This window comes from Dactylosporangium sp. NBC_01737 (assembly GCF_035963215.1).
In the GTDB taxonomy this organism is placed as follows: domain Bacteria; phylum Actinomycetota; class Actinomycetes; order Mycobacteriales; family Micromonosporaceae; genus Dactylosporangium.
Genome location: NZ_CP109153.1, coordinates 5,834,909 through 5,852,278, shown reverse-complemented (window position 1 = coordinate 5,852,278; position 17,370 = coordinate 5,834,909). Strand labels below are relative to the sequence as shown.

Here is a 17,370-nt window from a genome sequence, read left to right as displayed (position 1 = left end):
CCAAACCACCATCCGCAACACCACCACCTACACCCCACACCTCACCCATCCCATCCTCAGAACCAGCCGACAACCCCATCGACCCCAACGGCACCATCCTCATCACCGGCGCCACCGGCACCCTCGCCCAACTCACCGCCCAACACCTCATCACCCACCACCACGCCAAACACCTCCACCTCACCACCCGCAACCCCAACCCCAACGCCCAGCTACAAGACCTCTACACCCTCGCCGCACAACACGGCACCACCATCACCACCACCACCTGCGACACCAACAACCCCACCCACATCACCAACCTCCTAACAACCATCCCACCCCAACACCCACTCACCACCATCATCCACACCGCCGGCACCACCAACGACACCCCAACCCACACCATGACCCCCACCAACTCACCACCACCCTCACCCCCAAAACCCGCACCACCTGGAACCTCCACCAAGCCACCCAACACCACCCCCACCTCACCCACTACCTCCTCTACAGCAGCATCGCCGCCACCCTCGGCAACCCCACCCAAGCCAACTACACCGCCGCCAACACCTTCCAAGACGCCCTCGCCCACCACCGCCACCAACACCACCAACCCGCCACCAGCATCGCCTGGGGACTCTGGGCCCAACCCACCAACCTCACCAAACACCTCAACCCCCAACACCTCCACCACACCGGCATCACCCCCACCCCAACCAACCAAGCCCTCCACCACCTCACCCAAACCCTCACCACCCCACACCCACACACCATCGCCGCCACGCTCAACCCGGGCACGTTGCCGAACAACCCGTCGCCGATGCTCGACCACACCCGCCGCAACCTCCGCGGCCGGGCCAGCGGCGCCGGCGCGAAGGCCGCGACGACGCTGCGCAGCCGCCTGGAGGCGCTGCCCGTGGCGGAGCGCGAGACCGTTGTCCGTGAGCTCATCGCCGCGCACGTCGCCACCGTCCTCGGCCACACGGAGGCGAGACCGGTCGACGTGAACGAGGCGTTCCGCGACCTCGGCTTCGACTCCCTGACCGCGATCGAACTGCGTAACCGCCTCGCCGCCGCCGCCGATGTACGGCTCCCGGCGACCCTCGTCTTCGACCACCCGACGCCCGGCGCGCTCGCGCGGCACCTGGTGGCCCTGCTGACCGGCGGCGACGCCCGGTCGGCGGTGGTGACGGCCGCCGCGACCGACGAGCCGGTCGCGATCGTGGCGATGGCGTGCCGCTTCCCGGGTGGGGTCGACTCGCCGGGCGCCCTGTGGGATCTCGTCGCCGCCGGGACCGACGCGATCGGCGAGTTCCCCGTCAACCGCGGGTGGGCCACCGACGCCCTCTACGACCCCGACCCCGACGCCACCGGCAAGACATACACCCGCCACGGCGGTTTCCTGCACGACGCCGACCGGTTCGACCCCGCCTTCTTCGGCATCAGCCCCCGCGAGGCACTCGCCATCGACCCCCAGCAACGACTCCTCCTCGAAACCACCTGGGAGGCCCTGGAGAACGCCGGCATCGACCCGCACTCGCTGCGCGGCACGAACACGGGCGTCTTCACCGGCCTCATGTACCACGACTACGCCGCCAGGCTGCACCGCGCGCCGAGCGAGCTGGAGGGCTACCTGGCGACGGGGAACACCGGCAGCGTCGCGTCCGGCCGGGTCGCGTACACGTTCGGGTTCGAAGGACCCGCGGTCACCGTCGACACCGCCTGCTCCTCCTCCCTCGTCGCGATCCACCTCGCGGCACAGTCGCTGCGGCAGGGCGAGTCGAGCCTCGCGGTCGCCGGCGGGGTCACGGTGATGGCGAGCCCGGAGATGTTCGTGGAGTTCAGCCGGCAGCGCGGGCTGGCGCCGGACGGGCGCTGCAAGTCGTTCTCCGCCGCGGCCGACGGTGCCGCCTGGTCCGAGGGCGTCGGCCTGGTCCTGCTGGAGCGGCTCTCCGACGCGCAACGCAACGGCCACCGCGTCCTGGCCGTGGTCCGCGGCTCGGCCGTCAACCAGGACGGCGCCTCCAACGGCCTGACGGCACCGAACGGCCCGTCGCAGGAACGCGTCATCCGGCAGGCCCTCGCCAACGCCGGGCTCCGGCCGTCCGATGTGGACGCCGTGGAGGCGCACGGCACCGGCACCACCCTCGGCGACCCGATCGAGGCACAGGCACTCATCGCCACGTACGGCCAGGACCGCGCCGAGCCCTTGTACATGGGCTCGTTGAAGTCGAACATCGGCCACGCGCAGGCGGCGGCCGGAGTCGCCGGTGTGATCAAGATGGTCGAGGCGATGCGGCACGGGGAGCTGCCCAGGACGCTGCACGCCGACGAGCCGACGCCGCACGTGGACTGGACGGCCGGCGCGGTGCGGCTGCTGACGGAGGCGCGGTCGTGGCCGGAGACGGACCGGCCGCGGCGGGCAGCGGTGTCGTCGTTCGGCATCTCCGGCACCAACGCCCACCTGATCCTGGAGCGGCCGCCGGTCGCCGCCGAGCCGGAGCGCCCGGCGGTGCCGTCAGCGCTGCCGCAGCCGTGGCTGCTGTCGGCGCACGACGCCGTGTCGTTGCGGTCGCAGGCGGCGAGGCTGGCCCGGTTCGCCGCCGACCACCCGGACGTCGAGGCCGACGACATCGGCCTGTCGCTGGCGACGACCCGGGCGCAGCTGCCGGCGCGGGCCGCGGTGGTGGCGGCCGACCGTGCCGGTCTCGTCGACGGGCTGCGGGCCTTCGCCCAGGACCGGCCGGACCCGGCAATCGTCCGTGGCGAGTCCATGCCCCCGGGCAAGCTGGCGTTCCTGTTCCCCGGCCAAGGCAGCCAATACCTGCACATGGGACAACACCTCTACCAAACCGAACCCACCTTCGCCGAAGCCTTCGACACCACCGCAGCCGCCTTCAACACCAACATCCACAACATCATCAACAACCCCAACCAACTCCACCAAACCCTCCACACCCAACCCGCCCTCTTCACCATCGAAACCGCCCTCTACCACCACCTCCACACCAAACACCACCTCACCCCCGACCTCCTCATCGGCCACTCCATCGGCGAAATCACCGCCGCCCACATCGCCGGCGTCCTCAACCTCACCGACGCCGCAACCCTCATCACCACCCGCGCCCAACTCATGAACACCACCCCACCCGGCACCATGGCCGCCATCCAAGCCACCGAAACCGAACTCACCAACCACGGACTCCCCAACACCATCACCATCGCCGCCACCAACAGCCCAACCACCACCATCATCAGCGGCAACCCCAACGACATCCACACCCTCACCACCCACTGGCACAACCAAGGCCGCAAAACCCGAAAACTCAACGTCAGCCACGCCTTCCACTCCCACCACATGAACCCCATCCTCAACCAACTCCACACCACCCTCACCACCCTCACCCTCAACCCACCCACCACCCCCATCATCAGCAACCTCACCGGCACCACCGCAACCACCGACCAACACACCAACCCCCAATACTGGACCGACCACCTCCGCAACACCGTCCGCTTCCACACCGGCATCCAAACCCTCCGAGAACTCGGCGCCACCGTCTTCCTCGAGGTGGGACCGGGTGGGTCGCTGACGTCGCTGGCGAACGAGACCCTCGACGGGGAGGGCCTGTTCGTGCCGCTGCTGCGGCCCAACCAGCCCGAGGACCTCAGCGTGCGGACGGCCCTCGCGCGGTTGCACACGAGCGGGATCGCGGTGTCGTGGCCGGCGGCGTTCGAACAGGCGGGCGCACGCCCGGTCGCCCTGCCGACGTACGCGTTCGACCGGCAACGGTTCTGGCTGGAGCCCGCCCCGGTCGCCGGGGACGTCGGCGCGGCCGGGCTGGCGTCGGCGGAGCATCCGCTGCTCGGCGCCGAGGTGGAGCTCGCGGCGTCCGACGGCCTGCTGCTGACCGGCAGGGTCGGTGTGGCGACGCATCCCTGGCTGGCAGACCACGTCGTCGCCGGCACCACGCTGCTGCCGGCAACCGCGTTCGTCGACCTCGCCCTGCACACCGGCAACCGCCTCGGCCTGCCCCACCTCGACGAGATCGTCATCGAAGCACCCCTGCAGATCCCGGCCGACGGCACGGTCGACCTCCAGGTGACCGCGGACCGGGGAACCGGCGCGGTCGAGGTCCATGCGCGCGGCGAAGGCCAGCCGTGGACGCGCCACGCGACGGCGACCCTCACAGCGACGGCGACGCCGGCCGTGGCAGGTGCATGGCTCCCGGTGACGGCGGTGCCGGTGGACGAGATCCACGACCATCTCGGGTACGGCCCGGCGTTCCACGGCCTCCAGGCGGTCTGGACGGATGGTGGGCACAGCTACGCCGAGGTCCGGCTTCCCGACGGGGTCGAGACCGGCGGGCACGTGGTGCATCCGGCTCTGCTGGACGCCTGCCTGCAGGCGGTCGTGCGGCCGGGTGAGCCGCCGCGGCTGCCATTCACGGTGTCGGGTGTCGACGTGTACGCCGACCGGGTGCCGCGCGAGCTGCGCGTGACCGCTTCCGCGTTGCCGGACAGGGCGGACAGCTACCGGGTGTCCGCAGTGGACGCTGCCGGCGAGCCCGTCTTCACCATCGCCGCCGTCACGACCCGTCCGCACACGCCGACGAACCCGCTCTACACGATCACGTGGAAGCCGGCCGAAACCCCGGGCGAACCCATCGGCGAGTACCTCGTCTTCCAGCCGCTACCCGACGAAGACGTCGCCCACCTCGACGTACCAGACGCCGTCGAAGCCCAACTCCTGCACCTCCTCGAACACGTCCAGACGTTCCTGAACAACCCCGACGAACACCGGCACCTCATCATCCACACCACCAACGCCGTCGCCACCAACCCCACCGAACCCATCAACCTCACCACCGCACCCATCTGGGGCTTCATCCGCACCACCCAAACCGAACACCCAGGCCGCATCACCCTCCTCGACACCACCACCACCCTCCCCACCAACCTCACCCACCTCCACCCCCAAACCACCATCCGCAACACCACCACCTACACCCCACACCTCACACCCATCCCATCCTCAGAACCAGCCGACAACCCCATCGACCCCAACGGCACCATCCTCATCACCGGCGCCACCGGCACCCTCGCCCAACTCACCGCCCAACACCTCATCACCCACCACCACGCCAAACACCTCCACCTCACCACCCGCAACCCCAACCCCAACCCCCAGCTACAAGACCTCTACACCCTCGCCGCACAACACGGCACCACCATCACCACCACCACCTGCGACACCAACAACCCCACCCACATCACCAACCTCCTAACAACCATCCCACCCCAACACCCACTCACCACCATCATCCACACCGCCGGCACCACCAACGACACCCCAACCCACACCATGACCCCCACCAACTCACCACCACCCTCACCCCCAAAACCCGCACCACCTGGAACCTCCACCAAGCCACCCAACACCACCCCCACCTCACCCACTACCTCCTCTACAGCAGCATCGCCGCCACCCTCGGCAACCCCACCCAAGCCAACTACACCGCCGCCAACACCTTCCAAGACGCCCTCGCCCACCACCGCCACCAACACCACCAACCCGCCACCAGCATCGCCTGGGGACTCTGGGCCCAACCCACCAACCTCACCAAACACCTCAACCCCCAACACCTCCACCACACCGGCATCACCCCCACCCCAACCAACCAAGCCCTCCACCACCTCACCCAAACCCTCACCACCCCACACCCACACACCATCGCGGCGACCTTCGATCCGGGACGGCGCAGGCGGACAGAACGGGCCCGGCAGGTCACCGCCTCGTGGACGCAGCGGCTCGCGGACGCGACCAGCACGGATCGGTCGGACGTCGCGCTGCGGCTGGTGTGCGGCGAGATCGCCGGGGTGCTCGGCCACGGCCGGCCCGACGCCATCGAGGCGCACCGCGGCCTCCTCGATCTGGGCTTCGACTCGCTGACCGCGATCGAGCTGCGCAACCGGCTCGCCGCCGCAACCGGGCTGCGGCTGCCCACGACGCTCGTGTTCGACCACCCGACGCCGGCGGGGCTGGCCCGGCACCTCATCGAGTCGCTGACGCCCGCCCATCCGGAGCCCGTGGCGGTGGCGTCGCACCAGGTCGAGGCGGACCGCGTGGAGAGCGCCCTGGCGACCGCGTCCGACGACGAGATCTTCGCATTCATCGACAACGAGCTCGGCGGTCAGTGACACCCGTCCACACCTGCGAGGAACGGAAACGCACAATGGCGAACGAGGACAAGCTCCGCGAATACCTCAAGCGTGTCACCGCTGACCTGGCCCAGGTCCGGCAGCGGCTGCGCGAGGTCGAGGCAGGCCGGCAGGAGCCGATCGCGATCGTGGCGATGGCGTGCCGCTACCCGGGCGGCGTGACCTCCCCGCAGGGCTTGTGGGATCTCGTCGCCGCCGGTACCGACGCGATCGGCGAGTTCCCCGTCAACCGCGGGTGGGCCACCGACGCCCTCTACGACCCCGACCCGGACGCGGCTGGGAAGACGTACACCCGCCACGGCGGCTTCCTGCACGACGCGGACCGGTTCGACCCCGCGTTCTTCGGCATCAGCCCTCGCGAGGCACTCGCCATCGACCCCCAGCAACGACTCCTCCTCGAAACCACGTGGGAGGCCCTGGAGAACGCGGGCATCGACCCCGACTCGCTGCGCGGGTCGAGCACGGGGGTGTTCGCCGGGCTGATGTACCACGACTACGCGTCGCGGCTGCAGAGCGCGCCCGGTGAGCTGGAGGGGTACGTCAACGCCGGCAGCGCGGGCAGCATCGCCACCGGCCGGGTCGCGTACACGTTCGGGTTCGAAGGACCCGCGGTCACCGTCGACACCGCCTGCTCCTCCTCCCTCGTCGCGATCCACCTCGCGGCGCACGCGCTGCGGCAGGGCGAGTGCACCCTCGCCGTGGCGGGCGGCGCGACGGTGATGGCGACGCCGGCGACGTTCGTCGAGTTCAGCCGGCAGCGGGGCCTGTCGCCGGACGGCCGCTGCCGCGCGTTCTCCGCGGACGCCGGCGGCACCGGCTGGGGCGAGGGTGTCGGCCTGGTCCTGCTGGAGCGGCTGTCCGACGCGGAACGCAACGGCCATCAGGTCCTCGCGGTGATCCGCGGGTCGGCGGTCAACCAGGACGGCACCAGCAGCCAGCTCACTGCCCCGAACGGCCCGGCGCAGCAGCGGGTCATCCGGCAGGCCCTCGCCAACGCCGGGCTCCGGCCGTCCGATGTGGACGCCGTCGAGGCGCACGGCACCGGCACCACCCTCGGCGACCCGATCGAGGCACAGGCACTCATCGCCACCTACGGCCAGGACCGCGCCGAGCCGCTCTACCTGGGCTCATTGAAGTCGAACATCGGCCACGCCCAGGCCGCCGCCGGCGTGGCCGGCGTGATCAAGATGGTGGAAGCGATGCGGCACGGCGTCCTGCCGAAGACGCTGCACGCGGCCGAACCGTCGCCGCACGTGGACTGGACCGCAGGCGCCGTCGAGCTCCTCGCCGACGCGCGGCCGTGGCCGGACACGGACCGGCCGCGGCGGGCAGCGGTGTCGTCGTTCGGCATCTCCGGCACCAACGCGCACGTCATCATCGAGCACGCCGACCGCCCCACCGGCGAGGAGCCCGGGCAGGACGAGCGGCCGGTGGCGTGGCTGCTGTCGGCGAAGGACGAGGACGGGGTCGCGCGGCAGGCGGCGCGGCTCCGTGCGTTCGTCACCGAACGGCCGGGCACCGCACCGGAGGTCGCGCCGGACGTGGTGGCCGGGTCCCTCGCCGCGCGGGCGCCGATGCCGTGGCGCGCCGCGGCGGTCGGCACGGACCGGGCGTCGCTGCTCGCCGAGCTCGACGACATCGCCGGCGGTGCCACCCGCCCGGTGCAGGCACGCCGCGGCAAGCTGGCGTTCCTGTTCCCCGGCCAAGGCAGCCAATACCTGCACATGGGACAACACCTCTACAACACCGAACCCACCTTCGCCGAAGCCTTCGACACCGTCAGCGCAGCATTCGAAGCACCCATCCACGACATCATCAACAACCCCAACCAACTCCACCAAACCCTCCACACCCAACCCGCCCTCTTCACCATCGAAACCGCCCTCTACCACCACCTCCACACCAAACACCACCTCACCCCCGACCTCCTCATCGGCCACTCCATCGGCGAAATCACCGCCGCCCACATCGCCGGCGTCCTCAACCTCACCGACGCCGCAACCCTCATCACCACCCGCGCCCAACTCATGAACACCACCCCACCCGGCACCATGGCCGCCATCCAAGCCACCGAAACCGAACTCACCAACCACGGACTCCCCAACACCATCACCATCGCCGCCACCAACAGCCCAACCACCACCATCATCAGCGGCAACCCCAACGACATCCACACCCTCACCACCCACTGGCACAACCAAGGCCGCAAAACCCGAAAACTCAACGTCAGCCACGCCTTCCACTCCCACCACATGAACCCCATCCTCAACCAACTCCACACCACCCTCACCACCCTCACCCTCAACCCACCCACCACCCCCATCATCAGCAACCTCACCGGCACCACCGCAACCACCGACCAACACACCAACCCCCAATACTGGACCGACCACCTCCGCAACACCGTCCGCTTCCACACCGGCATCCAAACCCTCCGAGAACTCGGCGCCACCGTCTTCCTCGAGGTCGGTCCCGGCGCGGCGCTCACCGGGCTGGTGCACGAGACCCTTGACGGGGAGCCGATCTGCGCGGTGCCGCTGCTGCGCGCCGAGCGCCCCGAGGCGTTGACGGTGACGCGGGGCGTCGCCGCCGTGCACAACCATGGCGCCCCGGTCGCCTGGGACTTCGGTACCCACCGGACGCAGCTGCCGACGTACGCGTTCGACCGGCAACGGTTCTGGCCGGAGCCGACGCCCGCCGTCGGTGACGTGACCGCCGCAGGGCTGACCGCGGCGGAGCATCCGCTGCTCGGCGCGATGGTCGAGCTCGCCGCCGCCGAGGGCCTGCTGCTGACCGGCAGGGTCGGTGTGGCAACGCATCCCTGGCTGGCAGACCACGTCGTTGCCGGCACCACGCTGCTGCCGGCAACCGCGTTCGTCGACCTCGCCCTGCACACCGGCAACCGCCTCGGCCTGCCCCACCTCGACGAAATCGTCATCGAAGCACCCCTGCAGATCCCGGCCGACGGCACGGTGGAGCTGCAGGTGACGGCGCAGGCCGGCGACGGGACGCTCAGCGTCCACGCCCGTGCCGACGACGAGCAGCCGTGGGTGCGCCACGCGACCGCGACCCTGACCGCAACACCCGTCGCACCGCCCGCCGCGGCGACCAGTTGGCCGCCCGCCGGTGCGACGCCGGTGCCGGTGGACGACATCCACGACCATCTCGGGTACGGCCCTGCCTTCCACGGCCTGCAAGCCGCGTGGGTGGACGGTGAGCACCGGTTCGCGGACGTGTGGCTGCCCGCGGGTGTCGACGCCGTCGGCTATCAGGTGCATCCGGCGTTGCTGGACGCGTGCCTGCACGCCCTCGTCATCCCGGGTGAGCCGACGAGGGTGCCGTTCACGCTGGCCGGCATCGCCGTCCACGCCACCGGGCCGGTGGATCGGGTGCGCGTCACGGCGACCCGCCTGGACGCCGACCGGTACCAGATCTCGGCGACCGACGCGTCGGGTGCGCCGGTGTTCACGGTCGGCGCCGTCACGACCCGTCCGCACACGCCGACGAACCCGCTCTACACGATCACGTGGAAGCCGGCCGAAACCCCGGGCGAACCGATCGGCGAGTACCTCGTCTTCCAGCCGCTACCCGACGAAGACGTCGCCCACCTCGACGTACCAGACGCCGTCGAAGCCCAACTCCTGCACCTCCTCGAACACGTCCAGACGTTCCTGAACAACCCCCACGAACACCGGCACCTCATCATCCACACCACCAACGCCGTCGCCACCAACCCCACCGAACCCATCAACCTCACCACCGCACCCATCTGGGGCTTCATCCGCACCACCCAAACCGAACACCCAGGCCGCATCACCCTCCTCGACACCACCACCACCCTCCCCACCAACCTCACCCACCTCCACCCCCAAACCACCATCCGCAACACCACCACCTACACCCCACACCTCACACCCATCCCATCCTCAGAACCAGCCGACAACCCCATCGACCCCAACGGCACCATCCTCATCACCGGCGCCACCGGCACCCTCGCCCAACTCACCGCCCAACACCTCATCACCCACCACCACGCCAAACACCTCCACCTCACCACCCGCAACCCCAACCCCAACCCCCAGCTACAAGACCTCTACACCCTCGCCGCACAACACGGCACCACCATCACCACCACCACCTGCGACACCAACAACCCCACCCACATCACCAACCTCCTAACAACCATCCCACCCCAACACCCACTCACCACCATCATCCACACCGCCGGCACCACCAACGACACCCCAACCCACACCATGACCCCCCACCAACTCACCACCACCCTCACCCCCAAAACCCGCACCACCTGGAACCTCCACCAAGCCACCCAACACCACCCCCACCTCACCCACTACCTCCTCTACAGCAGCATCGCCGCCACCCTCGGCAACCCCACCCAAGCCAACTACACCGCCGCCAACACCTTCCAAGACGCCCTCGCCCACCACCGCCACCAACACCACCAACCCGCCACCAGCATCGCCTGGGGACTCTGGGCCCAACCCACCAACCTCACCAAACACCTCAACCCCCAACACCTCCACCACACCGGCATCACCCCCACCCCAACCAACCAAGCCCTCCACCACCTCACCCAAACCCTCACCACCCCACACCCACACACCATCGCCGCCACGCTGGACCTGAACCGGCGGGAGCGGCATGCAGCCCGCCGCCGCGCCGCCGCGGGCAACGTCGCGCTGCTGACCGGCGAGGCGCGGCAGCAGGCCCTCGCGGCGCTGGTGACGGACAGTGTGAGGGCGGTGCTGTCGCTGCCGAAGGGCGCGGCGATCGACGCCGAGCGCGCGTTCCACGACCTGGGCTTCGACTCGCTCACCGCGATCGAGCTGCGCAACCGGCTCGCCGCCGCAACCGGGCTCCGGCTGCCGGCGACGCTGCTGTTCGACCATCCCGCGCCCGGCGCGCTCGTCGCGTACCTCGGCACGCTGCTGGACGGCGCCCGTCCGGCGGTGGCCGCACCCACGGCCGCCGCCGCGGTGTCCGGTGAGCCGATCGCGATCGTGGCGATGGCCTGCCGGTACCCGGGCGGCGTGACGTCACCGCGGTCGTTGTGGGACCTGGTGACCGCCGGCACCGACGCGATCGGTGACTTCCCGCAGCACCGCGGCTGGGACGTCGAGACCTTGTACGACCCGGACCCCGACGCGACCGGCCGGACGTACACGCGGCACGGCGGCTTCCTGCACGACGCCGACCGGTTCGACCCCGCGTTCTTCGGCATCAGCCCCCGCGAGGCACTCGCCATCGACCCCCAGCAACGACTCCTCCTCGAAACGACCTGGGAGGCATTGGAGAACGCCGGCATCGACCCGCAGTCGCTGCGCGGCTCCAGCACCGGCGTGTTCGCGGGCGTGATGTACCAGGACTACGGCTCCCGGCTGCACCACATCCCGGAGAGCTTCGACGGGCACATCGGCAACGGCAGCGCGGGCAGCATTGCCACCGGCCGGGTCGCGTACACGTTCGGGTTCGAAGGACCCGCGGTCACCGTCGACACCGCCTGCTCCTCCTCCCTCGTCGCGATCCACCTCGCTGCGCAGTCACTGCGGCAGGGCGAGTGCAGCCTGGCGGTCGCCGGCGGGGTCACCGTCATGGCCACGCCGTCGATCTTCCTGGAGTTCAGCCGCCAGCGTGCGCTGTCCGTGGACGGCCGCTGCCGCGCGTTCTCCGCCGACGCGGGCGGCACCGGCTGGGGTGAGGGCGTCGGCCTGGTCCTCCTGGAACGGCTCTCCGACGCGGAACGCAACGGCCACCGCGTCCTAGCCGTCATCCGCGGCTCGGCCATCAACCAGGACGGCGCCTCCAACGGTCTCACCGCACCGAACGGTCCATCACAGGAACGCGTCATCCGGCAGGCCCTCGCCAACGCCGGACTCCAGCCGTCCGATGTGGACACGGTGGAGGCGCACGGGACCGGCACGACCCTCGGCGACCCGATCGAGGCGCAGGCACTCATCGCCACCTACGGTCAGGACCGCACCGAACCGCTGTACCTCGGGTCGCTGAAGTCCAACATCGGGCACACCCAGGCCGCGGCCGGCGTCGGCGGCATCATCAAAATGGTCGAGTCGATGCGGCACGGCGAGCTGCCCAAGACGCTGCACGTCACCGAACCGTCCCCGCACGTGGACTGGACCGCCGGCGCCGTCGAGCTCCTTGCCGAAGCCCGGTCGTGGCCAGAGACGGATCGCCCGAGGCGGGCCGCGGTGTCATCGTTCGGCATCTCCGGCACCAACGCCCACATCATCCTCGAACACACCCCGGTCCAGGCCGAGCCCACGACAGCAGGCGACGGCCACGTCCCCGTGCCGCTGTCCGCGCACAGCCCCGAAGCGCTCCGCGAGCTCGCAACAGCACTCCACGACCTGATCGAGCACAACCCCGGCCTCACGCCGCAGCACCTCGCCCACCCCCTCGCCACCGGTCGCGCCACCCACGCCCACCGGGCCGTGCCGGTGGTCGGCAACCGCGACGACCTCCTCGCCGCACTGCGCACCATCGAACCACTACCGACGGCACGAGACGGAAAAGTCGTGTTTGTCTACCCCGGCCAGGGCTCGCAGTACCCGGGCATGGCTGTCGAGCTGCTCAAGACCGCGCCGGTGTTCGCCGCCGCCATGGCCGAGTGCGCCGACGTGCTCAGCCAGGTCCACCGCGAGCACGGCCTGCCCGAGTTCGACCTCTACCAGGCCCTCGAAGACCCGGAACTGCAACAGCACACGCACATCATCCAGCCGACGCTGTTCGCCGTCGCCGTGTCCCTGACGAAGCTCTGGCAGCACCACGGGATCCAGCCGTCCACTGTCCTCGGCCACTCCCAGGGCGAGATCCCCGCCGCCCACACCGCCGGGGCGCTCACACTGCACCAGGCCGCCACCGTCACCACGCTGCGGGCACACGCGATTCAGGACCTCGCGGTCGGCGCCATGGCCCACGTGCCCCTGCCCCACACGGAGATCGCCACTGCACAGGGCGTCCACATCGCCGCCATCAACTCACCGAACAACACCACCGTCAGCGGCGACACCGACGCCGTCCAAGCGCTCGTCACCGACCTCCAAACCCGAGGTGTCGACGCCCGCGTCCTGCCGGTCACCTACGCCAGCCACTCACCACACATCGAACCCCTCCGCACACGACTCCTGGACACCCTCAACCACATCACCCCGACCCAGAGCAATATCCAGTTCTGCTCAACACTGACCGGCGCACCCATCGACACCACAACACTCGACGCCGACTACTGGTACCAAAACCTCCGCAACACCGTCCAACTGCACGCCGCCACCCAACACCTCATCGACGACGGACACACCCACTTCATCGAGATCAGTCCACACCCCATCCTCGTCCACCCACTGAACGACAGCGGCGCCCCGTACACCAGCCACACCCTGCACCGGAAGCACCACCCCTACCAGCGGTTCCTGACGAACCTCGCCACGACGGCGAAGCCCGACTACCGGACCACGGCCACGGCACCGGTCGAGCTGCCCACGTATCCGTTCCAGCGGCAGCGGTACTGGCTCGAAACCCCCACCACCACCCGCAACGCGCAGCAGCTCGGGCTGGCCACCGCCGACCACGACCTGCTCAACGCCGCCGTCGAGCTCGCCGACAGCGACGGCGTCGTCCTCACCGGCCGCGTCTCGCTGCACACACATCCGTGGCTCGCCGACCACCGGGTCAACGGCACGGCCCTGCTGCCCGGCACCGGATTCGTCGACCTGGCCCTGCACGCCGCGGACCGCGCCGGCGCCGGCGGCATCGCCGAGCTGACCATCGAGGCGCCGCTCATCGTGCCGGACGCCGGTGCCGTGCAGCTACGGGTCACGGTGCGGGAAGCAGGCGACGACGGCACCCGCGAGCTCACCGTCCACACGCGACCCGAAGGATCCGGCGCCGACTGGACCCGGCATGCGACCGGCGTTCTGTCCACAATGGACGCAACGGACGGACCGGCGGCGGCGCCGTTCGAGTGGCCGCCCCGCGACGCGGACAAGGTCGGCACCAGTGAGCTGTACGAGCGGCTGCAGACGCTGGGACTCGGCTACGGGCCGCTGTTCCAGGGCGTCCGTGGCGTCTGGCGTTCCGACGCCGTCACGTATGTGGAGGTGGAGCTGCCGGCCGAGGCGAGGGCCGCCGGGCACGCGCTGCACCCGGCGCTGCTCGACGCGGCCCTGCACCCCCTCGCCGACGACAGCACGGTGCGGCTGCCGTTCTCGTGGCGGGACGTGACGCTGCACGCGACCGGCGCGACGCTGCTGCGGGTCCGCCTGGACCGGACCTCGCCCGGCACCCTCGCCGTCGCCGCCGTCGACCCGTCCGGGGCTCCGGTCGTCACCGTCGGCGAGCTGGCGGTGCGGCCGGTCGACCCGGCGCGGCTCACCGCGGACGCCGGGCGGGCCGCCGCCCTCGCCGATGCCCTGTTCCAGCTCGACTGGACGCCGGTGGAGGCGGCCGCGGCGCCGGCCGACGCGACCGTCATCACGGTCACCGACCCACCCGTGGGTGACGTGCCGGCGCAGGTACGCGAGACGCTCCTCGATGTCCTGGACCGGGTGCGGCACGAGCTCGACCGGGCCGACGGCACGGTCGCCGTGGTGACCCGGGGCGCGGTCGCCGGCCGGCCCGGTGACCGGCTGCCGGACCCGGCGCGGGCCGCGCTGTGGGGGTTGCTGCGCAGCGCCCAGAGCGAACACCCCGGCAGGATCGTGCTCGTCGACAGCGACGGCCGCGACGCGAGCGACGCCGCGGTGCCGGCGCTGCTCGGCATCGGCGAGCCGCAGCTGATCGTCCGTGACGGCGCGGCGTTCGCGGCCCGCCTCACCCGCGCGACCGCCGACCCGGGCGCCGACCTGCCGGCGACCCCGTGGCGGCTGTCGCTGGCCGACGGTGGCGGGCTCGGGCTGACGCTGGTGCCGGCGGAGGAGAACCTCGCCCCGCTCGGCGACGGCCAGCTCCGGGTCGCGGTACGGGCCGCCGGCCTGAACTTCCGCGACGTGCTGCTGGCGCTGGGCATGGTGCCCGACGACGAGCGGCCCACCGGCGGCGAGGCGGCCGGGGTCGTCCTTGAAGTCGGCCCGGGCGTGACCCGGTTCCGGCCCGGCGACCGGGTCATGGGCCTGCTCGCCGGTGGGGTCGGCCCCGTGTCGGTGACGGACCAGCGGATGGTGACGACGATGCCGGCCGGGTGGACGTTCGCGCAGGCGGCGGCGGTGCCGGTGGTGTTCATGACCGCGTACTACGGCCTCGTCGACCTCGCGCACGCCCGGGCCGGCGAGTCGGTGCTGGTGCACGCGGCGACCGGCGGGGTCGGGATGGCCGCTGTGCAGCTGGCGCGGCATCTCGGTCTCGAGGTGTACGGCACCGCCAGCCCCGCGAAATGGGACACGCTGCGTGCGCAGGGGCTCGACGACGCCCACATCGCGTCGTCGCGGGACCTCGCGTTCGCCGAACTGTTCCGGACCGCACGCGGGATCGACGTGGTCCTCAACTCCCTGGCGCGAGAGTACGTGGACGCGTCGATGGCGCTGCTGGCGCCCGGCGGGCGGTTCCTGGAGATGGGCAAGACCGACATCCGCGACCCCGCCGACCACCCAGGGTTCATGTACCGCGTCTACGACCTGCTCGACGCCGGCCCGGAACGGATCGGCACGATGCTCGACGAGCTGCGGGAGCTGTTCGACGGCGGGGCGCTGCGGCCGCTGCCGGTGACCGCGTGGGACATCCGGGAGGCGCCGGAGGCGATCCGGTACCTCAGCCAGGCCCGGCACATCGGCAAGGTCGTCCTCACGCTCCCCGGCGCACCGGATCCGGCGGGCACGGTGCTGGTCACCGGCGCGACCGGTGCCCTGGGCACGCTCGTGGCGGGGCACCTGGTCCGCGCGCACGGCGCCCGGCACCTGCTGCTGGCCAGCCGCCGCGGCCCGGACGCCGCCGGGGCGCAGGCCCTGCTGGAGGACCTGGCGGCGCTCGGCGCGCAGGCCACGCTCGTCGCCTGCGACACCGCCGACCGTGACGCCGTCGCGGCGCTGCTCGCCGCGGTCCCCGCGGAGCATCCGCTGACCGCGGTCGTGCACACCGCCGGCGTCCTCGACGACGCGACCCTCGACGGGCTGACGCCGGAGAAGTTCGAGACGGTGCTGCGGCCGAAGGTCGACGCGGCCTGGCACCTGCACGAGCTGACCGCGGGCGCGGACCTCGCCGGGTTCGTCCTGTTCTCCTCGGCGGCCGGCACGTTCGGCAACGCCGGGCAGGGCAACTACGCGGCCGCGAACGCGTTCCTCGACGCCCTCGCCGCGCACCGGCGGGCGGCCGGGCTGCCGGCCACGTCCGTCGCGTGGGGGCTGTGGCAGCGCAGCGGCGGCATGACCGGGCACCTCGACGCCACCGACCGCGACCGGATCCGCCGCACCGGCGCGGCCGCGCTCACCGACGAGGAGGGCCTGGCGTTGTACGACGCTGCCCTCGGTCTGAGCCGCCCGTCGACGGTCGCGGTGAAGCTGCACCTGGCGCGGGCCCGGGCGGGCGCGGTGCCGCCGCTGCTGCGCGGGCTGCTCCGCCCGGACCGGCGGGCGGCCGCGGGACGCGCCGACGCCGAGGCCGCGTCGTGGGCGGACCGGCTCGCGGCGGTCACCCCGCAACAGCGCGCGACCGAACTGGCGCGACTCATCGGCACCCAGGTCGCGGCGGTCCTCGGGCACGACGCGGCGGAGGTCGCCGCCGACCGGGCGTTCAAGGAACTCGGCTTCGACTCCCTGACCGCGGTCGAGCTGCGCAACCGGCTCACCACCGCGACCGGACTGCGGCTGCCGGCGACGCTCATCTTCGACCACCCGACCCCGGCGGCGCTCGCCGCGTACCTCGGCGGGCAGCTCGGCGTCGACGACGACCCGGCGCGGGCGGTCCTCACCGAACTGGACCGGCTGGAGGCGCTGCTGGCCGGCGTCACCGGCGACGAGCGGACCCTCGACGCGGTCAGGCCCCGGCTGGCCGCGCTGCTGCGGCGCGTCACCGTCCCGGCCGGCAGCGCCGCCGCCGGCACCGGCGACGCGGCGCTCGCCACCGCAACCGACGAGGAGCTGTTCGCGGCCCTCGACGGCGAACTCGGCCTGACCTGACTCGGCCCGACCTGACTTGCGG

The 17,370-nt window shown here is 71.2% G+C and carries 2 protein-coding genes and 1 pseudogene; all 3 read left to right on the top strand.

What is annotated here, in order from left to right; all coding sequences use genetic code 11:
- Positions 1-47: 47 nt before the first annotated feature.
- Positions 48-5,529, top strand: a pseudogene (locus OHA72_RS64860) (beta-ketoacyl synthase N-terminal-like domain-containing protein); the annotation flags it as partial.
- A gap of 312 nt (positions 5,530-5,841) precedes the next feature.
- Positions 5,842-6,183 (top strand): acyl carrier protein, encoded by a 342-nt coding sequence (locus OHA72_RS26250; RefSeq protein ID WP_327010449.1) that lies wholly within the window; start codon positions 5,842-5,844, stop codon positions 6,181-6,183.
- Positions 6,180-17,348 carry an SDR family NAD(P)-dependent oxidoreductase gene (locus OHA72_RS26245; RefSeq protein WP_442788678.1) on the top strand — a complete coding sequence of 3,723 codons (11,169 nt, stop codon included), beginning with the start codon at positions 6,180-6,182 and terminating at the stop codon, positions 17,346-17,348. The genes OHA72_RS26250 and OHA72_RS26245 overlap by 4 nt, the downstream gene beginning before the upstream one ends.
- Positions 17,349-17,370 lie beyond the last annotated feature (22 nt).